The organism is Ectopseudomonas chengduensis (assembly GCF_900102635.1).
Classification (GTDB): Bacteria; Pseudomonadota; Gammaproteobacteria; order Pseudomonadales; family Pseudomonadaceae; genus Aquipseudomonas; species Aquipseudomonas chengduensis.
The window spans coordinates 140,404-162,640 of record NZ_FMZQ01000013.1; the positions used below are offsets into that span (position 1 = coordinate 140,404).

Annotated in this window: 18 protein-coding genes; 6 read left to right on the forward strand and 12 right to left on the reverse strand. The window is 63.8% G+C overall.

Annotation, left to right across the window (positions count from 1 at the left end; all coding sequences use genetic code 11):
* Positions 1 to 23 precede the first annotated feature (23 nt).
* Positions 24 to 551, forward strand: coding sequence for an REP-associated tyrosine transposase (locus tag BLS08_RS19475; protein WP_017675911.1), 528 nt, complete (start codon positions 24 to 26; stop codon positions 549 to 551).
* A gap of 59 nt (positions 552 to 610) precedes the next feature.
* On the opposite strand, the gene BLS08_RS19480 is transcribed toward BLS08_RS19475, so the two are convergent.
* The 3 genes from BLS08_RS19480 to BLS08_RS19490 form a co-directional block, all read right to left on the reverse strand.
* On the reverse strand, positions 611 to 1,993 hold the full coding sequence (locus BLS08_RS19480; RefSeq protein WP_090337265.1) for a GTPase/DUF3482 domain-containing protein: 1,383 nt from the start codon (positions 1,991 to 1,993) through the stop codon (positions 611 to 613).
* Between the two features lie 141 nt (positions 1,994 to 2,134).
* Complete coding sequence (locus tag BLS08_RS19485) at positions 2,135 to 3,526, reverse strand: DUF2868 domain-containing protein (RefSeq protein ID WP_090337267.1); 1,392 nt, start codon at positions 3,524 to 3,526, stop codon at positions 2,135 to 2,137.
* A gap of 60 nt (positions 3,527 to 3,586) precedes the next feature.
* Positions 3,587 to 4,729, reverse strand: coding sequence for a glycerophosphodiester phosphodiesterase (locus BLS08_RS19490; protein ID WP_090337269.1), 1,143 nt, complete (start codon positions 4,727 to 4,729; stop codon positions 3,587 to 3,589).
* A 115-nt stretch (positions 4,730 to 4,844) separates the two neighbouring features.
* Between BLS08_RS19490 and BLS08_RS19495 the strand changes: the two genes are divergently transcribed.
* Both BLS08_RS19495 and BLS08_RS19500 read left to right on the forward strand, forming a co-directional pair.
* Positions 4,845 to 5,375, forward strand: coding sequence for a dihydrofolate reductase (locus BLS08_RS19495; RefSeq protein ID WP_090337271.1), 531 nt, complete (start codon positions 4,845 to 4,847; stop codon positions 5,373 to 5,375).
* Positions 5,376 to 5,487: 112 nt separating this feature from the next.
* Complete coding sequence (locus BLS08_RS19500) at positions 5,488 to 6,135, forward strand: YitT family protein (protein ID WP_090337272.1); 648 nt, start codon at positions 5,488 to 5,490, stop codon at positions 6,133 to 6,135.
* A gap of 72 nt (positions 6,136 to 6,207) precedes the next feature.
* Here BLS08_RS19500 and gloA read toward each other — a convergent pair whose 3' ends face one another.
* The 9 genes from gloA to BLS08_RS19545 all read right to left on the reverse strand — a co-directional run bounded on the left by gloA (position 6,208) and on the right by BLS08_RS19545 (position 19,597).
* Positions 6,208 to 6,735 (reverse strand): lactoylglutathione lyase, encoded by a 528-nt coding sequence (gene gloA, locus BLS08_RS19505; RefSeq protein WP_090337273.1) that lies wholly within the window; start codon positions 6,733 to 6,735, stop codon positions 6,208 to 6,210.
* A gap of 238 nt (positions 6,736 to 6,973) precedes the next feature.
* A complete protein-coding gene (locus BLS08_RS19510; protein WP_090337275.1) occupies positions 6,974 to 7,432 on the reverse strand; it encodes a metallophosphoesterase family protein in 459 nt (152 codons plus the stop codon).
* A complete protein-coding gene (locus tag BLS08_RS19515; protein ID WP_244155381.1) occupies positions 7,432 to 11,421 on the reverse strand; it encodes a DEAD/DEAH box helicase in 3,990 nt (1,329 codons plus the stop codon). The genes BLS08_RS19510 and BLS08_RS19515 overlap by 1 nt, the downstream gene beginning before the upstream one ends.
* 183 nt (positions 11,422 to 11,604) lie before the next feature.
* Positions 11,605 to 13,443, reverse strand: coding sequence for a dihydroxy-acid dehydratase (ilvD, locus tag BLS08_RS19520; protein WP_090337278.1), 1,839 nt, complete (start codon positions 13,441 to 13,443; stop codon positions 11,605 to 11,607).
* Between the two features lie 215 nt (positions 13,444 to 13,658).
* Positions 13,659 to 14,513, reverse strand: a complete 855-nt coding sequence (locus BLS08_RS19525) for an ABC transporter permease (RefSeq protein ID WP_084340443.1) — start codon at positions 14,511 to 14,513, stop codon at positions 13,659 to 13,661.
* Between the two features lie 7 nt (positions 14,514 to 14,520).
* On the reverse strand, positions 14,521 to 15,756 hold the full coding sequence (locus BLS08_RS19530) for an ABC transporter permease (RefSeq protein WP_090337279.1): 1,236 nt from the start codon (positions 15,754 to 15,756) through the stop codon (positions 14,521 to 14,523).
* 146 nt (positions 15,757 to 15,902) lie between these two features.
* Positions 15,903 to 16,976, reverse strand: coding sequence for an ABC transporter substrate-binding protein (locus BLS08_RS19535; RefSeq protein WP_090337281.1), 1,074 nt, complete (start codon positions 16,974 to 16,976; stop codon positions 15,903 to 15,905).
* Between the two features lie 34 nt (positions 16,977 to 17,010).
* Positions 17,011 to 18,129 carry an ABC transporter ATP-binding protein gene (locus BLS08_RS19540; RefSeq protein WP_090337283.1) on the reverse strand — a complete coding sequence of 373 codons (1,119 nt, stop codon included), beginning with the start codon at positions 18,127 to 18,129 and terminating at the stop codon, positions 17,011 to 17,013.
* A gap of 268 nt (positions 18,130 to 18,397) precedes the next feature.
* The gene (locus BLS08_RS19545; RefSeq protein WP_045735708.1) at positions 18,398 to 19,597 is read right to left on the reverse strand and encodes a class I SAM-dependent rRNA methyltransferase; all 1,200 of its coding nucleotides are present in this window, start codon (positions 19,595 to 19,597) and stop codon (positions 18,398 to 18,400) included.
* Positions 19,598 to 19,735: 138 nt separating this feature from the next.
* Here BLS08_RS19545 and BLS08_RS19550 point away from each other — a divergent pair, with 138 nt between their 5' ends.
* From BLS08_RS19550 to BLS08_RS19560, 3 genes are all read left to right on the forward strand, one after another.
* Positions 19,736 to 20,602, forward strand: coding sequence for an HDOD domain-containing protein (locus tag BLS08_RS19550; protein WP_039965300.1), 867 nt, complete (start codon positions 19,736 to 19,738; stop codon positions 20,600 to 20,602).
* 111 nt (positions 20,603 to 20,713) lie between these two features.
* Positions 20,714 to 21,526, forward strand: a complete 813-nt coding sequence (mutM, locus tag BLS08_RS19555; RefSeq protein WP_003464034.1) for a bifunctional DNA-formamidopyrimidine glycosylase/DNA-(apurinic or apyrimidinic site) lyase — start codon at positions 20,714 to 20,716, stop codon at positions 21,524 to 21,526.
* 116 nt (positions 21,527 to 21,642) lie between these two features.
* On the forward strand, positions 21,643 to 22,221 hold the full coding sequence (locus BLS08_RS19560; protein WP_003464031.1) for a lysophospholipid acyltransferase family protein: 579 nt from the start codon (positions 21,643 to 21,645) through the stop codon (positions 22,219 to 22,221).
* Positions 22,222 to 22,237 lie beyond the last annotated feature (16 nt).

A 22,237-nucleotide genomic window follows, 5' to 3' on the forward strand; every position in this document is an offset into this window, starting at 1 on the left:
ACCCAACAGGCAAAGGACTGCCCATGCCCCACTACCGCCGCGAACGGATTCCCGGTGCAACCTACTTCTTCACGGTCACTCTCGCTGATCGTCGTTCCCGCTTACTGGTGGAGGAAATTGCGCTGCTGCGCCAGGTCTACGTCGAGGCCAGCAAGCGCATGCCGTTCAAGACCGTCGCCATCTGTGTTCTACCCGACCATCTGCATGCTGTTTGGGAACTGCCTGAGGATGACCGCGACTATTCCCGGCGTTGGGCATTGATCAAAAGCCAGTTTTCTCGGGCTCTACCCGCCATGGCGTCTGTCAGCGCCAGCAAATCCAGAAGGCGTGAGAAGGGAGTCTGGCAGAGACGCTTCTGGGAGCACCGCATCCGTGATGAGGAGGATCTCGCAAGGCATGTCGACTACATCCATTTCAACCCGGTAAAGCACGGCCTGGTGAGTCAGGTTGGCGACTGGCCTTATTCGAGCTTCCATCGTTATGTCGGGCGCGGGCTCCTGCCTGCAGATTGGGGTGGGCGGGATGATGGTGATGGCGAGTTTGGGGAGTAGGTATTGGTGGGCTGAAGCCCACCCTACAGATAACTATCACTCATCGCGTAGGGTGGGCTTCAGCCCACCGGTTGCATGGAAAGGTCGCTGCACAGGCGCTCTACCTGTTCGGCGCGTTCGGCCTCTTCCAGGCGTGCGCCGGGGTTGAGTGATGACCATTCGGGATGCGCCCGTGCCACGTTAAGTGGCGCCGGTAGCTTGCCCTGGCGCCACAGGGTTTCCTGAGGTGCGTTGAGGGTGATGGCGTCCACCGCGGCGTGACCACGTACGTTCAGTGCGGCCAGCAGTTGCTGCTGACGCAGGGCGAGCAGGCGCAGTACAGCATCGTCGACGGTCAGCTCGCGCTGGCCCTTGAGTTTTCCCTTCAGTCGTTCCCCGTAGTTGCGCAGGGTCTGTGCACTGCCGCCGATCACCGCACCCAGCGCTGCGGCGGCGCCCAGGGTGATGCCGCCGACCAGCAGGTCGACGCCGACGCCCGTGGCGGCGCCGGCCGCCATGCCGCCACCGACCTTGATGCCGAGCTGCTTCAGCGTTTCCGGGTTGAACAGGTCGTCGCCCCAGCGGCCGTCGAGCAGCGGCAGGTCGGCCGCCTTGGCATCGCTGCTGCGGAAGGCATACAGGCGCAATAGGGCCTCGACGCAGCGCTGCTCGCGTTGGCGAATCGCATCGCGCAGCTCAGAAATGGCGCCCTGTTCCAGCACCAGCTGGGCGGCGACGCTGCGGCGGCAGGCGGCGCAGTCGATCAGCAGCTCGGCGATCAGCCGGTTGCCTGCCTGACGACGGGCCTGGCGCTGCGCTTCGTGATCCTCGATCAGGCGCTGCAACTGGGAGCGCGAACGCTCCAGCAGCAGGGCCAGGCTTTCGTAGAGACGGCGTTCGCCATCTTCCGGTGGCGCCACGCTGTCGAAGGCCACCAGGGCATGCAGGCCGAGGCGAGCCAGGGCTTCGCGCCATTCACCTTCGCGATGGCTGGCGCTGGCGACGAAGTTGAGCACCGGCAGCAGCGGCCGGCCGCACATGGTCAGCACCGCCAGTTCGTCGCGGTACTTGGCCAGCACCGGTTCGCGCACGTCGATCACGTACAGCCCTGCGTCGGAGGCCATGAGCTGACGCAATACCTTGGCCTCCTGCTCGTAACGCTGGCGCGCTTCGCTGCCTTCGAGAAAGCGGGCCAGACGGGCCGGGCCGTCCAGGCGCTCGCCGGGACGGTCCAGGCGCTCCAGGTAGTCGAGCAGGGCAATGGCGTCCTCCAGGCCGGGGGTGTCGTACAGCTCCAGCAACGCCTGACCATCCACCGACAGGCGCGCACCCTCGACATGGCGCGTGGTGCTGGCGCGCGGCGAGACTTCGCCGAACTCCACGTCGCGGGTCAGGGTGCGCAGCAGCGAGGTCTTGCCGACATTGGTATGGCCGACCAGGGCGAGTTTCAGCGGTGCGCTCATGCCGTGGCCTCGATCAGGCAGCGAGGAGGTAGCAGAGCGTGCATCGAGGTAGGAGCGAGCTCTGCTCGCGAAGCTTTTGCCGTTTGCCATGGTTCGCGAGCAGAGCTCGCTCCTACATGAAGCCCGTGTGCCTGCGGCTCTCTAGTCATGTCCGCTCTCCAGCCAGTTCAGCGGCGCCGTATCACCGTGGGTCAGCCCTAGGGTGTCGAGGGCCTGGTGCCAGTCCGTCAGGCGCGCGCTGTCCAGGCTCTCACCGGGCGTCGGCGGTAGCAGCCAGACGCGCGCGGCGCTCGCACAACGCGCCAGTTCGCCGAGCAGCGCCAGGGTGCCGCGATCCGGTGAGCGGCGCGGGTCGCAAGCGATGGCCAGACGTTCGGGCGGGAAGCGGGTCAGTTGTTCGAGCAACTGGCGGCGCTGTTCGCGGCTGTCGATCACCCCGGCATCGGCCACGCCCTTGGGTAGCGGCGCGGGCGGCCAGGGGCGGCGCTCGTCCAGTTCGATGCCGAGCAGCAGCGCGCCGCTGCCAGCTTGGGAATTGGTGCCGGCTTGCGGCTGATGCAGCGCGGCGGGCGCCAGGTCGCAGACACCGAGACGTTCGCTGTCCGGTTGCAGGCGCTGGCGTAGCAGGCTGTAGCCCGGTAGGTCGAGATCCAGGCGCAGCGCGCCTTTGCCGGATTGCCAGCGCCACAGGCACAGCAGCGCCAGCAGCAGGCGTGGCAGCAGGCCGTAGACCAGCACCACGCCGACCAGCCAGCCGGCCCAGCTCTGCCGGGCCGCTTCACTGGCGATGGCGGCATCGCCGCTGGCGCGAATGACGTCGATGTCCGGCAGGCTGAAGCCGAGCAGCGCGGGCAAGGCGCCTATGGCTTGGGTCAGGGCGATGAAGGTGTCGCCACCAAGAATGGTGGTTTCCCAGACGAAGCCGTAGCGGCGCGTGGCGAGCAGCAGCAGCAAGGTGGCCAATGCCGCGAGCATGGCCAGCGTCCACAGGCCGTTGACCATCAGGCCGAGCCCCCAGCGGGTCAGGCGTTGGCGTTGCAGCATCAGCAGCAGGGCCGGGGCCAACTGCGCGGCGCTGGCGTCGCGTGCCAGTTTTTCACTGAGCCACAGCCACAGGCGACCGAGCGCGCCAGGGTGGTCGCGGGTCAGCAGCAGACCCAGCAGCCAGCCAAGCAGCATCAGCAGGTTGAGCCCGAGCAGGCTGCCTAGGGCCCAGAACACATTGACGGGTTGGCGCCCGTCACCCAAGGCGGCCAGTGCCAGGCCAAAGCCGCTGAGCAAGGCCAGCAGGGCGAGCAGCAGGCCGGCCAGACGGGCGCCTTGCAGCCAGTGCAGCAGCGCTTGCCACTGGCCGTCACGGCGGGCCAGAAACAGGGCGCGATGCTGGATGCGCTCGGCCAGGTCTCCGTGCTCGGCACGGGCCAGGCGATTGGCTTCGGCATCTTCGAGCGGGCCGGCGTGTTCCTCGCGCAGGCGAATGGTCTCGCTGAGCCAGAGGCGTTGGAAAGGCGTGGGGGAGGAGGCGTCTGTCACGCGGCGTCTCGTCGTTCGGATCAGGGGTTGAGGATAACCCCTGATCCGCCTTGGTGCTAATCAGCGCTGCTGGCGCAACCGCACGGCGATGTCCGGTTGGTCGATGAAGAGGCCGTCGATGCCGGTGGCGAGGAAGGCACGCAGCTCGGCGTCGATGTCGCCGCGATTACTTGGTACGTCGCCACTGCGCAGGCTGGTGGGCAGGAAGGCGTTCTCGGCGCGGAAGGTATAGGGGTGCACCTTGAGCCCGGCAGCATGGGCGTCACGTACCAGGCTGGTCGGCGCGGTCAGGTTACCGGCGGCATCACGCGGGATGATCATGCCTTTCTCCGGGCCGATACCGGCGGCGTAGCTCGCGATGTTTTTCAGGCCTTCTGGCGTGATCATCTGTTGATAGCCAAGGTCACTGCCCAGTACCTGCTGATCGTAGGGTTGGCCCTCTATCCACAGCAGCTGCACCAGGCGGATTGGGGTCAGTTTGCTCAGTGTCTTGAGGTTATCCACTTCGAAGGACTGGATGAAAACGGGCGCGTCGGCGCTGTCATAGCCGTTGCGTTCGAGCACCGCCAGCAGCGGTTTCTCCATGGACAGGTCGAGGTGCTGGAAGTGGGTGGGGTGCTTGGTTTCCGGGTACAAACCCAGGGACCGTTGCTGGAGGGCTTCCAGCCGTTTCACCAGATCGATGATCTCCTGCAGCGTGGGTATCTCGAACTGGCCATTGAAGCGGGTATTGCCCGGCCGCTGCTGCGGGATGCGTTCGATGGCGCGCAGGGTTTTCAGCTCGGCCAGGGTGAAGTCCTCGCTGAACCAGCCTTCCAGGCTGCGCCCGTCGACGCTCTGGGTGCGTTTGCGGTCAGCGAATTCGGGGCGCTGCGCCACGTCGGTGGTCAATCCCAGTTCGTTGTCGTGACGGGCGACCAGTTGGCCGTCGCGCGTCATCACTAGGTCGGGCTCGATGTAGTCGGCGCCTTGCAAGGCCGCCAACGCGTAGGCGGCCAGGGTGTGCTCGGGCGCGTAACCGCTGGCGCCACGATGAGCGATTACCAGGGGCGCCGCGGTCTGCCAGGTTTGGGCTTGACTGGCGCTGGGTTGCTGCTGGGCCCAGTCGATGGCGGCCTGGACGTTATCCGGAGTCGGGCTGGCGAAGACCGACAGTGGCAGCAGTGTGACGCCCAATATCCAGGCAGATAGTGATTTAGACATGACGCTAGCTCCTTGCTCGTGGATTCAGCCGCTAGCCTGCAACGGCGAAGGTGACGATACGACGACAGCGTTGCTTCGGCCACAGGTGGGCTGCGAGGCCGCTGGGTGCTCTGCTATGCTCGCGGCCATGAAAACGACTCTACCCCTTTCCCTGATCGCCGCGCTCGCGCACAACCGTGTGATCGGTCGCGACAACCAGCTGCCCTGGCACCTGCCGGCGGACCTCAAGCATTTCAAGGCGCTGACGCTCGGCAAGCCGATCATCATGGGGCGCAAGACCTGGGATTCGCTCGGTCGGCCATTGCCCGGCAGGCTCAACATCGTGGTCAGTCGCCAGGCGGGCCTGACCCTGGAAGGTGCCGAGGTATTCGCGACGCTGGAAGAGGCCATCGAACGAGCCGACGCCTGGGCGCGCGAAGAGGATGCCGAGGAACTGATGCTGATCGGCGGCGCGCAGCTCTATGAGCTGGGCCTGGCCCAGGCTGATCGCCTGTACCTGACGCGTGTCGGCCTCGACCCCGAAGGCGATGCCTTCTTCCCCGAGGTCGACGAAGTCACCTGGCGCATGACCTCCAGCGTCGAGCACCCGGCTTCGGCCGAGACACCGTTTTACGCCTTCGAAGTGTGGGAGCGCCGCGGCGCATAACCCTGCCGAGCTTTCCGGCCATCTCTGCCGCCAGATTTCCCTGCGCGCGGTGATGGCCACTGCCTTGCCTCTGCCGTCATTTTCTTTCGTGCATCCTGATGCAGGTCTTTATATGTCTGAGCAATCGCCCGACGACGAGCAACTGAACGCCGTCGCTGCACTCTTCGTGCGCCATCCACTCTGGGAAGATGCGCTGGCCCTGCTGTTCGGCACCGCTCTGGTGGCGCTAGGCATCGCCTTCTACACCCATGCCGGGTTGCTGACGGGCGGCACCGTCGGCATCGCCTTTCTCGCCAACTACCAGGCGGGTTGGTCGTTCGGTCTGGTGTTTTGTCTGGTCAATCTGCCGTTTTACCTGCTCGGTATCTGGCGCATGGGCTGGGCCTTCACCTTGCGTACTGGCTGCGCGGTGTTGCTGGTTTCGCTGTTGGCGGAACTGACCCCGCAGTGGGTCGCCTTCGCCCACCTCAGTGCTCTCTATGCCGCGCTGTTTGGCGGGGCTGCGATGGGGCTGGGGTTGCTGATGCTGTTCCGCCACCGCGCCAGCCTGGGCGGGGTGAACATCCTCGCGCTGTACATGCAGGAGCGCTTCGGTCTGCGCGCGGGCGCGGTGCAGATGGCCATCGACGCGAGCATCGTGCTGGCGGCGATCTTCGTGGTGTCGCCAGACAAGGTGTTGCTCTCGGTACTGGGGGCGGTGATGCTCAACCTGGTGCTGGCGATCAATCACCGGGCGGACCGCTACGTCGGCGTCAGCTGAACCCCGCAACGAACGAGGGGCTGCCTCGCTGGAGGCAGCCCCTCGTTGTTTCGTTTTTCGCGGAGGCGAGAATCAGATCACTTCGGTGAATTGGATGATCTCCACCCAGTAACCGTCCGGATCCTTGATGAAGGCGATGTCGCGCATGCGGCCGTCGGTGAGGCGTTTCTGGAAGTCCACGCCGAGGTCTTCGAAACGCTGGCAGGCCGCCTTGATATCCGGCACCGATACGCACAGGTGGCCGAAGCCGCGCGGGTCGCTGTTGCCGCTGTGGTAGGAGAATTCCGGGTCCTTCTCGGTGCCGTAGTTGTAGGTCAGCTCCAGTATGCCGGGGATGGACTTGCGCCACTGATGGCGAGCTGCCGGGTCGGTCGGGATCTGCGACTTGTCATTGATCAGGGCGAGGAAGTACAGGCTGAACTCGGCGTCGGGGAAGTCCTTCTTCTCCAGCAGGGTGAAGCCCAGCACGCGGGTGTAGAAATCCAGCGACTTCTGCAGATCCTTCACACGGATCATGGTGTGGTTGTAGACGAAGTCGGCGGTGGCTGCGTCGGGTTTGGCGGTCACGCCGGGGATGGCGTTGAGCTCGTCGAGGGTCATGGAGTTCTCCATCAGGCGGGAAAAGGGGAGGGCACGGAAAGGTCGTGTCTACCTATATGGCTTCGTCCATGGCGTTTTTCAAGGTCGAATGTCACAGCAGGGTGGATGAGACTCTTTCATCTGCCTTGCTAGCGTGGTGTCTTGATTGGTGGGCTGAAGCCCACCCTACAGCCATGCCCGATCGAGCAGGGTGGGCCGGGCGGCGATCCGCTTCAGCCCACCAATTCCAGCACCCGCATTAGACCTCCAGCGTGATCAGCTTGGCCCGTGCCCGGCCATCCTCGATATGCAGAATGCCCACGCCGATGGGTAGCTTGAAGCGCCGTGGCCCGGCGCTGCCGGGGTTGAGGTAGAGCACGCCGTTGCGCTTTTCGTGCAGCGGCTTGTGCGAGTGACCGGCGATTACCACGTCGATGCCCTGAGCTGCCGGGTCGATATCCAGCTGCTTGAGGTCGTGCAGCACATGCAGGGCGATGGCGCCGAAGCGTAGCGTCAGGCGCTCGGGGATGGCGTCGGCCCAGCTGTCCTGATCATTGTTGCCGCGCACCACCGACAGCGGTGCGATGCGTTCCAGATCGGCCAGAATGTGCGGCCCGCCGATATCGCCGGCATGGATCAGGTGAGCGACGCCTTGCAACGCTGCTAGCGCTTCGGGGCGCAGCAGGTTGTGGGTGTCGGCGATCAGGCCGATGCGCATCACTGCCCCTTGAGCAGTGCCAGCAAGGCATCGGCATCGAGCTTGCCGCTCATCTCGCCGCCTTCGAGCAGGCTGCTGGCAAGGTCGCGTTTGCGGGCGTGCAGGCTGACGATTTGTTCCTCGATGGTGTTTTCCGTAACCAGTCGGTAGATGGTCACCGGGCGTTTTTGGCCCATGCGGTGAGCGCGGTCGCTGGCCTGGTCTTCCACTGCCGGATTCCACCAGGGGTCGAGGTGGATGACGTAGTCGGCGGCGGTCAGGTTGAGGCCGCTGCCACCGGCCTTGAGGCTGATCAGGAATATCTCGCCTTCGCCGGCCTGGAAGGCGTTGACCCGCTTCTGGCGCTCCTTGGCTGGGGTGGCGCCGTCGAGGTACTGATAGTGGATGCCGCGCTTATCCAGCCAGGCGCGAACGATGTCCAGGTGGTCGACGAATTGGCTGAAGACCAGCGCCTTGTGACGGTTGTCCAGCAGCTCTTCGACGATTTCCGCGAAGGCCTGGAGTTTGCTGCTGCTCAGGGGGCTACCCGGAATCACCAGTGAGGGATGGCAGCAGAAGCGGCGCAGGCGGGTGATCTCGGTCAGCACCTGAAGCGGGCTGCGCTCTTCGTCGGGTGCGCTGAGGTTGTCTACGGCCTGCTGGCGCAGGGCTTCGTACTGATGGGCTTCGGCCTCGGACAGCGGCACCTTGTAGGTGATTTCGGTGCGCGCGGGCAGCTCATCGAGCACCTGGCTTTTCAGGCGACGCAGGATGAAGGGTTGGATCAGGTTCTTCAGGGCGCGCCGCGCCGAGGCATCGCCCTGTTCGATGGGGGTGGCGAAGCGTTGGCCAAAGCTGTCCTGGCTGCCGAGCAAGCTGGGGTTGATGAAGCGGAACAGGTTCCACAATTCGCCCAGGTGGTTTTCCAGTGGGGTGCCGGTGGCGATCAGGCGGAAGTCGGCCTGCAGGGCCATGGCGGCCTGCGAACGTTTGGTCTGGGCGTTCTTGATCGCCTGCGCCTCATCGAGCACCACGCTGACCCAAGGCTGTTTGCTGAATGCGTCGGCATCCTGTTGCAGCAGGCCGTAGCTGACGATGACCAGATCCCGTGGACCTAGACCGTCCAGGGTGCGCGTGTGTTGGTAGTCGCGGATGTTGAGGGTAGGGGCGAAGCGATTGCTTTCGGCCTGCCAGTTGAGCGTCACCGAGGTCGGTGCCACCACCAACTGTGGGCCTTGTGCGGCGCGCAACAGCAGCAGGGCCAGGGTTTGTACGGTTTTACCCAAGCCCATGTCGTCGGCCAGGCAGGCGCCCACGCCCCACTGTGCCAGGCGTGCCAGCCAGGCAAAGCCTTCTTGCTGGTAATCACGCAGTTCGGCCTGCAAGGTGCTTGGCACCGCTGGCTGATAATCCCGCAGGGACTGCAGGCGTTGTAGGTGGGTCTGCCAGTCCTGACTGGCCTTGAATTCGCCGGCTTCTTCGGCCAGTTCGGCGAGCAGCGGGGTGGTCAGCGGGCTCAGGCGCAGGCCATCGTCGTTGATCCGTTCGGCCAGGTGGCTCAGTTCGTCCAGGCGCTTGCGCAGGCTGTTGCCGATGGCCAGCCAGTCATTGCTGCCCAGTGTGATGAAGCGGCCAGGGCTGGCCTTGAGCAGCTCCAGCAATTGGCGTAGCTGCAGCACTCGGCCGTCATCCAGGGTCAGCTCGCCTTGAAGCTGGAACCAGTCGCCTTGTTGCTTGAGGCCAAGCTTGAGGTGCTGGATCTCGCTGCGGCCCTTGATGCGCATGCGCTCGCCTTCCGGCCATACGCATTCGAGTAGCTGGCCGTCGATGGCCTGCAGCTCGCTGAGCACCTGCAGGGCGTCCTGCGGGTTTTCCAGTTGCCACTCCTGACCGTCGCTGTCGGCATTGGCCAGGGCTGGGCAGGCGTCGAGGATCTGTTGCAGGGCTTGGCGTTCGTGCTTGAGATTACGCGCCACTTGCACGGTTTTACCGTCGCGCTCACCCAGCAGGCGCTCGCTGCCATGCCCTGGCCGGAACCAGCCACCTTCAGCCAGAGGCCGCACCAGCAATTGCAAGCGCAGCCCCTCGGCCAACGGCAGTAGATGGGCGTAGAGGCGGGTATCGGCGCTTATCTCTTCGACGTGCGCGGTCAGCTCCGGGATATCCGAGTGGATGGGCAGCAACGGGGCGATACTGCCAATGGCTTCGACCAGTTGCGCCTTGGCTGACAGCGGCACGTTGAGGCCGTCACCGATGATCTCGGCGATCTGCCGCAGCTCCTTGCTGACTGGGTAGATCTTCAGTCGCGTGGGGGTTTCCTTCACCAGCAGCAACTCGCCGTGGCCGATGCCCTCAGGCTGAAGCCGCAGGCTGATCTGGCCTTTGCTTTCCTTGAGCTGCAGGCCGGGCTCGCCCAGGCTGACGTCGACCCTTACCTCTGGCGCATCCTGCCAGAACAGATGGGGATGGCCCACCAGGCGCTGCAGTGCAAGGGAAGCCGGCAGGCTGTACTGGCGACCACCGTAATAGCTGCTCTCGACCTGGATCAGGCGGTTGGCCTCACGGTCCTGATCGCAGAGAAAGTCCAGGCTGTCGCCGTCCTCGAGCAGACGCTTGAGGGCAACGGGGCGGCCCTTGCTCCATTGCCCCTTGGCGTTGCGTTTTTGCTCGCGGGGCTCGAGCGTCAGGCCGCTGTAGCGATTCATACTGAGCAGCCAGGCCAGGCGCGTTTGTTGCTCGGCGCTCTTGACCGGGTTGGCCGGTGAGCGGATCAGGCTCAGTGCGTTGAGTGCCAGTTGCCAGCTTTCCTGACGCTGATACAGGTCTACCAGGGGCAGCGCACCATCAGGCAGTGGCGCGCTGCCGCCGAATTGGCGGCTGATCAGCGCTTCGTATTCATCGGCGAGCCAACGATAGCCATTTTCACATAGCTGCTGCGCCTGTTCCTGCAAGGCGTTACGCCAAGCCTTTTGCCTGGCCAGCGGCTCATCCAGCCAGTACAGCGCCAGGCCGAGCAGCAACCCATCCAGGCCCGGAGCCAGTGGCGGCAGTTTGTGCAACTGCGGCGGTCGACTGCCTTGGCGCAGGTCGAGAAAACTCAGCAGCAGCTGATAGGCGATGCCATACCCCTGTTTGCTGCCCAGTTGTAGGGCTTGTTTGAGCGTCGGTAACTGCTTGGGATCGTTTTCCTGAATCAGCGCCAGGCAGTACAGCGCGTTGAGTGTCGGCGGGAGGTCGATCTTGCGCTTTTTGGTCTGCTTGCGCAGATCGGCCATCCACTCACGTAGCACGGCCAGCATGTCGCGTAAGGCGCCCTTGGCGAACAGGCTGATGATCACATGCATCAGGCTGCGCGTCTCAAGGGCCATCTGCTCGAGGGTTGCCTGATCGCCGCGCCACAGGGCGTGCAGCAGTACCTGCAAGCCAAGCTCCATATCGTTGTGCTGTTGCAGGCTCTGCAGGGCCATTCGATAGCTCTGCTCGGCCGGTGAGCAGGCTATCGCGGCCAGTTGCAGGTGGTCGTCGAGCAGTAGCTGGCGAACCGGCAGGGACAGTCTGGCCAAGAGGGTCTGCCCGGCTTCGTCGTTGAGCATCTGCCGGATCGGGTGCCATTCCAGCGATTCATGGATGGGGACCACATCGTCCAGTTGCTCCAGCGCCTGTGCCAGGTAATCGGCATCGTCAGCGATGATCGCCAGCCAGACTTCCTCCATGAGCCGTTTGCTGGACGGTGATGACCAGGTGTCGAGCGGGGTTAGCTGTTGCACATGTGCCTTGAGCAATGCGACGCGATCCTCTGACTTGAACAGACGCAGCAGTACTTCGTTGCGTAGATTCGGCGTGATGCCAAACAAGGTGTGCCTGTCGCTTTGCCCCTGGGTTAGCCAGCCGGTTGCGATGAGTTCCTTGGCCACCTCGCTGAAGCAGGTGTGATCAAGCTGCCGTGAGCTGGAGAGGCGCACGTTGAGCGCGCGCAGGTGTTTGAGCAATGCGGTTTTGTTCTGCCCCATGACACAGGGCGCCAGGTTGAATAGCACCGATTGCAAGTGATACGGCAAGGCTTCAAACGCGACGGGTGACTTGGGCATAAGAACGGGGCTCTGGCAACCTGACGGAGGGCAAATGGTAGTGGCTATCGATAAAACGACCAAGCCCGGCACATGGCCGGGCTTAGTTTAGGCAGGGGGCGGGTATCAGCCGTCCAGCATGGCCTTGTTGCGCACCGCACCCTTGTCGGCGCTGGTGGCGAGCAGGGCGTAGGCCTTGAGTGCGGTGGTTACCTTGCGCGCGCGTGGTGCGGCCGGCTTCCAGCCTTTCTTGTCCTGTTCGGCACGGCGGGCGGCCAGTTCTTCATCGCTGACCAGCAGGTTGATGCTGCGATTGGGGATGTCGATGAGGATCTTGTCGCCGTCGTTGACCAGGCCGATGGCGCCACCTGCTGCCGCTTCCGGCGAGGCGTGGCCGATGGACAGGCCGCTGGTGCCACCGGAGAAGCGGCCGTCGGTGAGCAGGGCGCAGGCCTTGCCCAGACCCTTGGACTTCAGGTAGCTGGTCGGATAGAGCATCTCCTGCATGCCAGGGCCACCTTTCGGACCTTCGTAACGGATGATGACGATGTCACCTTCCTTCACTTCGTCATTGAGGATGCCCTTGACCGCGCTGTCCTGGCTCTCGAAGACCTTGGCGTTGCCCTCGAAGACATGGATCGATTCGTCCACACCCGCGGTCTTCACCACGCAGCCATCGAGGGCGATGTTGCCGTACAGCACCGCAAGTCCGCCTTCCTGGGAGTACGCGTGCTCGACGCTGCGAATGCAGCCTTCGGCACGGTCGTCGTCGAGGGTTTCCCAGCGGGTGCTCTGGCTGAATGCGGTCTGGGTCGGGATACCGGCCGGGCCGGCCTTGAAGAAGTGGTGCACGGCCTCGTCGCGGGTCTGGGTGATGTCCCACTGGGCGATGGCGTCGGCCATGCTCGGGCTGTGCACGGTGGCCACGTCGGTGTGCAGCAGGCCGCCGCGAGCCAGCTCGCCGAGGATGCTGAAGACGCCGCCGGCGCGGTGCACGTCTTCCATGTGGTACTTCTGGATGTTCGGCGCCACCTTGCACAGCTGCGGCACGATGCGTGACAGGCGGTCGATATCGCGCAGGTCGAAATCAATCTCGGCTTCCTGGGCCGCGGCCAGCAGGTGGAGGATGGTGTTGGTCGAGCCGCCCATGGCGATGTCCAGCATCATGGCGTTCTCGAAGGCCTTGAAGTTGGCGATATTGCGCGGCAGCACGGAGTCGTCGTTCTCGCCGTAGTAGCGCTGGCACAGCTCCACCGCCAGGCGCCCGGCGCGTAGGAACAGCTGCTCGCGGTCGCTGTGGGTGGCCAGTGTGGAGCCATTGCCCGGCAGGGCCAGGCCGAGGGCCTCGGCCAGGCAGTTCATCGAGTTGGCGGTGAACATGCCGGAGCAGCTGCCGCAGGTCGGGCAGGCGCTGCGCTCGTACTCGGCGACCTTCTCGTCGCTGGCGCTGTCGTCGGCGGCGATGACCATGGCGTCGACCAGGTCCAGGCCGTGGTTGGCCAGCTTGGTCTTGCCGGCTTCCATCGGCCCGCCGGAGACGAACACCACCGGGATGTTCAGGCGCAGGGCGGCCATCAGCATGCCGGGGGTGATCTTGTCGCAGTTGCTGATGCAGACGATGGCGTCGGCGCAGTGGGCGTTGACCATGTATTCCACGGAGTCGGCGATGATCTCGCGGCTCGGCAGCGAATAGAGCATGCCGTCGTGGCCCATGGCGATGCCGTCGTCGACGGCGATGGTGTTGAATTCCTTGGCCACGCCGCCGTGCTTCTCGATCTCGCGGGCGACCAGTTGGCCGAGATCCTTCAGGTGCACGTGGCCGGGCACGAACTGGGTGAAGGAGTTGGCGATGGCGATGATCGGTTTCTTGAAGTCTTCGTCCTTCATCCCGGTGGCGCGCCACAGGGCGCGGGCGCCGGCCATGTTGCGGCCGTGGGTGGAGGTTTTCGAGCGGTAATCGGGCATGACGGATTCCTGCGGCTAATGCGGTTGTATAGGCGGTGAGCGTCGGTGGGCGGCAGGTCGCCGCGTAGTGTGGGCTGCATGACGAAACGGGATCGCCGTTCGTGCGGCCAGGGCTCACAGGCCCGCCGGAGGATGCCGGGCGGGGAATGGGGCGATTCTACGCCCGGCAGGGCTGGCGGGGGAAGGTTGCCGGTCGTGCGCAGGCCCGTGACGGCTCAATGCGGTATTTCGATCCCGCGCATCCGCTCGGCACGTCGGCGTAGCAGTTCCAGGGTGACCAGCAGGGCGATGGAGACCAGGATCAGCAGTGTGGCGATGGCCAGGATGCTCGGGTTGATCTGCTCGCGCAGGCCCGAGAACATCTGCCGGGGAATGGTGCGTTGCTGTGGGCCGGCCATGAACAGGATCACCACCACTTCATCGAACGAGGTGATGAAGGCGAACAGCGCGCCGCTGATCACGCCGGGGCGGATCAGCGGCATGATCACGTCGAAGAACACGCGGATCGGCGTGGCGCCCAGATTCAGCGCGGCGCGTGCCAGGCTGTAGTCGAAACCGGTGAGGGTGGCGGTGACAGTGATAATGACGAACGGCGTACCAAGTGCGGCATGGGCCAGGATCACGCCCAGGTAGCCACCGGCCAGGCCGAGGTTGGAGTAGAAGAAGAACATGCCGGCGGCGGTGATGATCAGCGGCACGATCATTGGCGACAGCAGCAGGGCGGTGATGAAGCGGCGAAACGGCATCTCATCGCGGGCCAGGCCTATGGCGGCGCAGGTGCCCAGAATGGTGGCGAGGATGGTCGAGAGGATGCCGATGAAGAAGCTGTTCTTGATCGCCAGTATCCACTTCGGATCGTTGAATACCTCCCGGTACCAGCGCAGCGAATAGGCCTCGGGGTCGAGGGTGAGCATGCCTTCGGTGAAGCTGAAGAACGGCTCTGCGTTGAACGACAGCGGCACGATCACCAGGATCGGCAGAATCAGAAACAGCAGCACCAGCCAGGAGCTGGCCTTGAGCAGCCAGTGTCCGAGGTGGTGCCAGAAGCCGTAGTAGGCGGGGATCTTCATCGTCTCATCATCCCAACTTGATATTGCTGGCGCCGACGAAACGGTCGTACACCCAGTACAGCAACAGGATCAGCCCGAGCAGCAGCGAGCCCAGCGCGGCGGCCAGCTCCCAGTTGTTCGAGCGCTGCATATGGAAGGCGATGATGTTGCTGATCATCTGTCCGTCGGTGCCACCGACCAGTGCCGGGGTGATGTAGTAGCCCACGGAGATGATGAATACCAGCAGTGCCCCGGCACTGAGTCCGGGCAAGGTCATCGGGAAGTAGATGCGGACGAAGGCCGGGATCGGTTTGTCGCCGAGGCTGAGTGCGGCGCGCATGTAGCTGGGGTCGATGCCGCGCATCACACTGTACAGCGGCAGAATCATGAACGGCAGCAGGATGTGGGTCATCGCCACCACGGTGGCGAACGAGGTATAGAGCATCTCGAAGGGCTGACTGATCAGGCCGATGCCCATGAGGAAGGAGTTGATCACGCCGTTGGTCTGCAACAGCGCGATCCACGAGGTGGTACGCACCAGCAGCGAGGTCCAGAACGGCAGCAGCACCAGCACCAGCAGCAGGTTGGCGCGGTTCGACGGCAGGCCGGCGAGGTAGTAGGCCAGCGGGTAGCCGAGCAGGGCGCAGAGCAGGGTGATGACCAGCGCCATGTTCAGGGTCTTGGAATACAGCTGCAGGTAGATCTGGGTGTCCTGGCGCGCCTGGATGCCCTCGTCTGGGTGCATCTCCAGGTCCAGAGCCGTCAGGTAGTAGTCGTAGGTGTAGACCTTGCCGGCGCGCTCGATGGCGTACCACAGCTCGGGCTTGCTCCAGTTGCGGTGGGCCTCGAGCAGCGTCTGCACGCCTTGGCTTTGCAGCGCCTGGGCGTCCAGTCGGCCAACGCGCCGGGCAGTGGCTTTGACCACGCTGGACATGCCGGTATAGGCGCGGTTGAGTTCTTCGGAGAGCTTGCCGGACAGGCGCTGCTGGTTAAGGCCATGCAGTTCGCTGGCGAAGACCTGCAGGGTTTTTTCGTCCGGCAGTTGCTTGTGATCGTCCCAGCGTTCGAGCTCGGCCAGGGTCTGCGGAATCAGTTCGGCCACGGTCGGGTGATACACGCTGCGCCACAGCATGGTCCCGATGGGGGCGACGAAGGTGACGAGGATGAACAGCAGCAGTGGCACCACGAACAGAAAGGCGGCGACGCGCTTCTTGCGACGGGCGCTGGCGGCTTGGCCAGCTTCGCTGGTGGTCAGGGATGACAAGGTGTTACTCCGTAAAACAGGGCGCACAGCAAGTGTCGATCAGTAGCTCCCTCTCCCGTTTACGGGAGAGGGCTGGGGAGAGGGTGACAGATTCACCCTCTCCCCCAACCCCTCTCCCACAAGTGGGAGAGGGGAGCTGATGGCCTTTACTTCAACAACCACTCGTTGAATTTCTCACCCAACGACTCGCCATAGTCAGCCCAGAACTCGGAGCCAGCCTGGATGCCTTTATCCAGGTGAGCGGTCGGCAGGTGCGGCGTCGCAGTCTGGTCTGCCAGCGGCATGGACGACTTGCGGGTCGGGCCGTAGGCGACGTCCGGCATGCCGGCCAGCGGCTTGGAGCCGGTGGCGTACTTGATGAATTCCATAGCTAGGTCTTTCTTCTTCGAGCCTTTGACGATGGCCCAGGCGTCGAGGTCGTAGACGTGGCCGTCCCAGACGATTTCGAAGGGTTTCTTCTCCTGCACGATGGCGTCGTAGAAGCGGCCGTTGGCCGATTGCACCAGCACCGCACCGCCGTCATTGAGCAGTTGTGGCGCCTGCGACCAGGAGTCGAACCAGACGATGTCCTTCTTGATGCTGTCCAGCTTGTCGAAGGCGCGTTGCTGGCCTTCGGGGGTGGCCAGCACGTCGTACACTTCATCGGGCGCCACGCCGTCGGCCAGCAGTGCCCATTCCATGTTCACCTGCGGGCGTTTGCGCAGGGCGCGCTTGCCGGGAATCTTGGCGGTGTCGAAGAAGTCGCCGATGCTGGCAGCCTTGGTGCCGCCGATGGTGTTCTGGTTGTAGGCGAACACCACCGACCAGACGATGTTGCCCACCGCGCACTCGCTGGCCAGGGCTTCGGGGATGAAGTCCTGGGCGGCCGGGGTGCCGTCGATGCCGGCCGGCAGTACGCTGTGGTCGAGGGTTTCCAGCAGGCCTTCGGAGCAGGCGCGCTCGAGGTCGATCACCTCGAAGTCGACCACATCCCACTGAATGTTGCCGGATTCGACCTGGGCCTTGATCTCGGCGACGCCGCCCGAGTAATCCTCGAACAATACCTTGACGCCGGACTCTGCCTGGTAAGGGTCGATGACGTGTTTTTTCTGCGCCGCGCCATAGGCGCCGCCCCAGGACACCACGGTGAGGCTGTCCTGGGCCGTGGCGTTGCCCGCTGTGAGTCCCAATGCCGCCACCAGGGCGAAGGTGGAAAAGCTGGTAGTCAGTGATCTAGCCATTGCTGTGCTCCATTTGCTTCTACTAGTTGTGGGGTCAGAGCGTCTTCGGCACTTCCGATCGATCCAGCGCCTGGCTGTCTTCCGGCAGCCAGGCGAGGGCGATTTCCTGCTGAGCGCTGAGTTGCGGGGCTGAACTGTCGTTCAGGTTCTTCACCACCAGCTCGCTGCCGCTGGCGGTTTCGAAGTGGTAGCGGATGTATTCGCCCACGTAGTGGCGGGTGACGAAGCGGGCCTTGACCTGATTGCCGGCGGCGCCAAGGCGGTCGGTGAAATTGAGCTTTTCCGGGCGTACCGACACCGTGGTGGCCTGGCCGACTTCGGTGCAGTTGGCTTTCAGCGTGCGGACCAGGCCGCCATCGTCGAGGCGCACCTGGACGCGATCAGCCTCGACTGCCTCGATCACGCCGGAGAGCTTGTTGCTTTCGCCGATGAAGTCGGCGACGAACATGTTGGCTGGGCGTTCGTAGAGCACGTGCGGCGCGGCGCATTGCTGCACCACGCCGTTATTGAACACGGCGATGCGGTCGCTCATGGTCAGCGCTTCGGTCTGGTCGTGGGTGACGTAGATCACGGTGAAGCCGAGCTGCTCGTGCAGGCGCTTGATCTCGAACTGCATCTGCTCGCGCAGCTTCTTGTCCAGTGCGCCGAGCGGCTCGTCCATCAGCACGATGTCCGGGGCGAAGATCAGCGCGCGGGCCAGGGCCACGCGCTGGCGCTGGCCGCCGGAAAGCTGGGCGGGGTAGCGGCCGCCGAAGGCCTGCAGTTCGACCAGGGCGAGGTACTCCTCGACCTTGGCGCGAATCTCGTCCTTGGGCAATTTGCGGATTTTCAGTGGGTAGGCCAGGTTCTCGCGGATGGTCATGTGCGGGAACAGCGCGTACTGCTGGAAGACCATGCCGATGTTGCGAGCGTAGGGGGCGATGCTGGTGACGTTGCGGCCGTTGATCAGGATCTCGCCGCTGGTTACGTCCTCGAAGCCGGCGAGCATCATCAGGCAGGTGGTTTTGCCTGAGCCTGAAGGGCCGAGCAGGGTGATGAACTCGCCCTTGGCCACGTTGAGGTTGAAGTCCTTGACCACCAGGGTCTTGTGATCGTAGGTCTTCTTGACGTTGGTGAATCGCAGGAACGCGTCGTTCCCAGCCTGCGCAGTCATAGTCCTCCCCGCTGTCCGCAATGTGGAGTCAGCTCGTGGCCAAGGCTCCAACTTCTGAGTCGATTCACCCCCTTCGTGGGAGGCGATCGTTATGTTGATAGCTAAAAGCAATAAGCAAGCCAGATGACTGATGGCCGGCTGATAGCGCTCTGCTATGCAGGTTCAAGCCTAGTCGATGCTGGGAGAGATGCGAGGCGGGTGTGGGGGGAGGTAACAGCGCGGGAAGTGAGGGGCACCTGCCGACACGCACTCGGCAGGTGCAGGCTGCTCAACTATTGGGCAGTAGGCGCATGGTCAGGCTTTTGATGTAGCGGGTCTCGTTGATCGCCGGGTGTACCGGATGATCGGGGCCCTGGGCGCCGCGCTCGAGTAGTTGAATGTTGCGATCCAGATGGCGGGCGCTGGTCAGCAGAATGTTCTGCAGGTTGTCCTCTTCCAGGTGCATGGAGCAACTGGCGCTGACCAGGATGCCGTCCTTGTTCAGCAGGCGCATGGCGGTTTCGTTGAGGCGCCGGTAGGCCGCTTCGCCGTTCTTGATGTCCTTCTTGCGCTTGATGAAGGCGGGTGGGTCGGCGATCACCACGTCGAAGCGCTCTTCGGCGGACTTCAGTTCACGCAGGGCGGCGAACACGTCACCTTCGACGCAGGTGACCTTTTCGGCGAAACCGTTGAGCGTGGCATTACGTTCCACGCCGTCGAGGGCGAAGGCCGAGGCGTCCACGCAGAACACTTCGCTGGCGCCGAACGCTGCGGCCTGCACGCCCCAGCCGCCGATGTAGCTGAACAGGTCGAGCACGCGCTTGCCTTTGACATAGGGCGCCAGGCGCGCGCGGTTCATGCGGTGGTCATAGAACCAGCCGGTCTTCTGCCCTTCGATAACCGGTGCTTCGAACTTCACGCCGTTCTCTTCCAGCGCTACCCACTCCGGCACCTCGCCGTAGGCAGTCGCCACGTAGCGTTCGAGACCTTCGGCGTCGCGCGCGCTGGAGTCGTTCTTGAACAGGATGCCGCTGGGTTTGCACACTTGGATCAGCGCGGCGAGCACGTCGTCCTTGTGTGCCTCCATGGTGGCCGAAGCCAGCTGCACCACCAGAATGTCGAAGAAGCGGTCGACCACCAGGCCCGGTAGCAGGTCGGAGTCGCCATACACCAGGCGGTAGCAGGGCTTGTCGAACAGGCGCTCGCGCAGCGACAGGCAGACGTTGAGGCGATGCACCAGCAGGGATTTGTCCAGCACGTGCTTGACGTCGCGTGACAGCAGACGCGCGCAGATCAGGTTGTTCGGACTCATGGCGACGATGCCCAGCGGCTTGCCGCCGGCGGCTTCGAGAACAGCCTGGTCCCCGGCGGCAAAACCATGCAGCGGGGTGGCGGCGACATCGATCTCGTTGCTGTAGACCCACAGGTGGCCGGCGCGCAGGCGTCGGTCGGCGTTGGCTTTCAGGCGCAGACTGGGCAGGGAAGACATGAGTTCGGGCTCCGCGGGGAAAAGAGCGGGATTATAGCGGTTTGCACACGGGGCCGGCGTTTACAAAAGTCGGCTGCGAGCAGGTCGGTGCTTTGGCTAGACTGTGCGCTACTTCTCACCCTGCACGATCCCTCTTTCATGACCTACGAACTTACCGCCGAACAGATCCAGCAAGTCCTGCAGGGGATCAGCGTACCGCCGCAACCACAGATCATGGTCGATCTGCAGATGGAACAGATCATGCCCAGCCCCGATCTGCGCAGCATCGCCAAGCTGATCAGTCAGGACCCGGGGCTGTCCGGCGCGCTGCTGAAGATCGTCAACTCGCCACACTTCGGCCTGGCCAACCGCATCGCTTCGATCCAGCAGGCGGTCAATCTGATGGGCTGCAACACCGTGATCAACCTGATCAATGCGCAGTCGATCAAAGGCGAGCTGACCGACGAAGCGATCCTGGTGCTCAACCGCTTCTGGGACAGTGCCCAGGACGTGGCGATGACCTGCCTGACCCTGGCCAAGCGCCTCGGTTATCACTCGCCTGACGAAGCCTACAGCCTTGGGCTGTTCCACGACTGCGGCATCCCGCTGATGCTCAAGCGCTTCCCCAACTACATGCAGGTGCTGGAGGAGGCCTACGCCAGTGCCAGTGAAGAGCGGCGTGTGGTCGATACCGAGAATCGCCTGCTGACCACCAACCATGCCGTGGTCGGCTATTTCACCGCGCGCTCCTGGCGCCTGCCGGAGCACCTCTGCGAGGTCATTGCCAACCACCACAATGCCTTGTCGATCTTCAGCGATGACTCGGGGCGTGACGCTCAGTTGAAGACGCTGCTGGGCATTCTCAAGATGGCCGAGCACATCTGCGAGACGCATCGCGTGCAGGGTGGGCAGGCCATCGACATGGAGTGGCAGCACATCGCGCAGCCGATTCTCGAGTATCTGGGGTTGTCGGAGTATGACTTCGAGAACCTGCGCGAAAGCATCCGCGATCTGGCGGTGCTCTGAGTCTTCGTGGGGTTGCGCCGCCGTGCAACTGAGCGTGTAGGCGGCTTACCCTACCGCTTGCTGCGCAGCTCCTGCTAAGGTGGCGAACCGCCGTTTTCCTGTTGTATTGCCATGCCTGAATTACCCGAAGTCGAAACTACCCGCCGCGGTATCGCCCCCTATCTCGAGGGTCAGCGCGTCAGCCGCGTCATCGTGCGTGAGCGCCGTCTGCGCTGGCCCATCCCCGAAGACCTGGACGTGCGTCTGTCCGGCCAGCGAATCGAGTGCGTCGAGCGCCGCGCCAAGTACCTGCTGATCAAGGCCGAAGTCGGCAGTCTGATCAGTCATCTGGGTATGTCTGGCAGTCTGCGTCTGGTCGAGTGTGGCCTGGCCGCAGCCAAGCATGAGCATGTGGATATCGAGCTGGAGTCCGGCCTGGCGCTGCGTTACACCGACCCGCGGCGTTTCGGCGCGCTGCTGTGGAGCGAAGATCCGCTGCGCCACGAGCTGCTCAGCAAGCTCGGCCCTGAGCCGTTGGGCGGATTGTTCGAGGGTGAGCGCCTGTTCCAGATGTCGCGCGGGCGCAGCATGGCGGTCAAACCCTTCATCATGGATAACGCCGTGGTCGTCGGCGTGGGCAATATCTACGCCACCGAAGCGCTGTTCGCCGCCGGTATTGATCCGCGTCGTGAGGCGGGCTCGATTTCGCGGGCGCGCTACCTGCGCCTGGCCGATGAGATCAAGCGCATCCTCGCTCATGCCATCGAGCGTGGCGGCACCACCTTGCGCGACTTCGTCGGTGGCGATGGCCAGCCCGGCTACTTCCAGCAGGAGCTGTTCGCCTACGGGCGCGGCGGCGAGTTCTGCAAGGTCTGCGGCAGCACGCTACGTGAGGTCAAGCTGGGCCAGCGGGCGAGTGTCTACTGTCCCAAGTGCCAGCGCTGAGCAGATAACGATCCGCTGGATATGGGTGAGTCGTAGGGCGGGTGAAACCCGCCGGGATTTCAATGGCGGGTTGCACCCGCCCTACGGCATAAAAATAAGAAAAACGAAGGTGTTAGATGTCCGGCAACTATCTACCGCGCAATCCAGCTGCCCAATGGCTGGGGCGCGGCGTGCTGAAACTCATGGGCTGGCGCATCGAGGGCGAGTTGCCCAAGCTCGACAAGTTCGTCGCCATCGGCGCCCACCACACGTCCAACTGGGACTTCGTGATCTTCATTGCGCTGAAGTTCGTGCTGCGTCTCAACGCGCGCTGGTTCGGCAAGCACAGCATCTTTCGCTGGCCCTTCGGCGGCCTGATGCGCAGTTGGGGCGGCATTGCGATTCGCCGGGACCGCAAGTTGAACACCGTCGAACAGGCCATTCAGGCCTTTCGCGAGCATGACGAGTTCATTCTGGTGCTGTCGCCCGAAGGCACGCGCAAGAAGGTCGAGCGCTGGAAGATGGGCTTCTACCATATTGCGCTGGGCGCGGGCGTACCCATAGTGCTGGGCGCGCTGGATTACCAGAATCGACGGGTGGTGATCGGCCCGACCTTTTTGCCAACAGGTGACGAGCAAGCCGACTTGGCGGCCATGCTGGCGTTCTTTCGTCCATACGTACCGAAAAAGCCGGAATATGCCTTTCACGGCGATTGACGTCCGTCACGCTGAC

What these genes read in the sequence shown, in the direction of transcription:
- BLS08_RS19510 (WP_090337275.1), bottom strand. Translation starts at nt 7,432, where the DNA reads ATGCGCATCGGCCTGATCGCCGACACCCACAACCTGCTGCGCCCCGAA.
- ilvD (WP_090337278.1), bottom strand. Translation starts at nt 13,443, where the DNA reads ATGCCCGATTACCGCTCGAAAACCTCCACCCACGGCCGCAACATGGCC.
- BLS08_RS19560 (WP_003464031.1), top strand. Translation starts at nt 21,643, where the DNA reads ATGTCCGGCAACTATCTACCGCGCAATCCAGCTGCCCAATGGCTGGGG.
- BLS08_RS19545 (WP_045735708.1), bottom strand. Translation starts at nt 19,597, where the DNA reads ATGTCTTCCCTGCCCAGTCTGCGCCTGAAAGCCAACGCCGACCGACGC.
- BLS08_RS19535 (WP_090337281.1), bottom strand. Translation starts at nt 16,976, where the DNA reads ATGGCTAGATCACTGACTACCAGCTTTTCCACCTTCGCCCTGGTGGCG.
- BLS08_RS19490 (WP_090337269.1), bottom strand. Translation starts at nt 4,729, where the DNA reads ATGTCTAAATCACTATCTGCCTGGATATTGGGCGTCACACTGCTGCCA.
- mutM (WP_003464034.1), top strand. Translation starts at nt 20,714, where the DNA reads ATGCCTGAATTACCCGAAGTCGAAACTACCCGCCGCGGTATCGCCCCC.
- BLS08_RS19550 (WP_039965300.1), top strand. Translation starts at nt 19,736, where the DNA reads ATGACCTACGAACTTACCGCCGAACAGATCCAGCAAGTCCTGCAGGGG.
- BLS08_RS19475 (WP_017675911.1), top strand. Translation starts at nt 24, where the DNA reads ATGCCCCACTACCGCCGCGAACGGATTCCCGGTGCAACCTACTTCTTC.
- BLS08_RS19500 (WP_090337272.1), top strand. Translation starts at nt 5,488, where the DNA reads ATGTCTGAGCAATCGCCCGACGACGAGCAACTGAACGCCGTCGCTGCA.
- BLS08_RS19525 (WP_084340443.1), bottom strand. Translation starts at nt 14,513, where the DNA reads ATGAAGATCCCCGCCTACTACGGCTTCTGGCACCACCTCGGACACTGG.
- BLS08_RS19480 (WP_090337265.1), bottom strand. Translation starts at nt 1,993, where the DNA reads ATGAGCGCACCGCTGAAACTCGCCCTGGTCGGCCATACCAATGTCGGC.
- gloA (WP_090337273.1), bottom strand. Translation starts at nt 6,735, where the DNA reads ATGACCCTCGACGAGCTCAACGCCATCCCCGGCGTGACCGCCAAACCC.
- BLS08_RS19515 (WP_244155381.1), bottom strand. Translation starts at nt 11,421, where the DNA reads ATGGGGCAGAACAAAACCGCATTGCTCAAACACCTGCGCGCGCTCAAC.
- BLS08_RS19540 (WP_090337283.1), bottom strand. Translation starts at nt 18,129, where the DNA reads ATGACTGCGCAGGCTGGGAACGACGCGTTCCTGCGATTCACCAACGTC.
- BLS08_RS19495 (WP_090337271.1), top strand. Translation starts at nt 4,845, where the DNA reads ATGCTCGCGGCCATGAAAACGACTCTACCCCTTTCCCTGATCGCCGCG.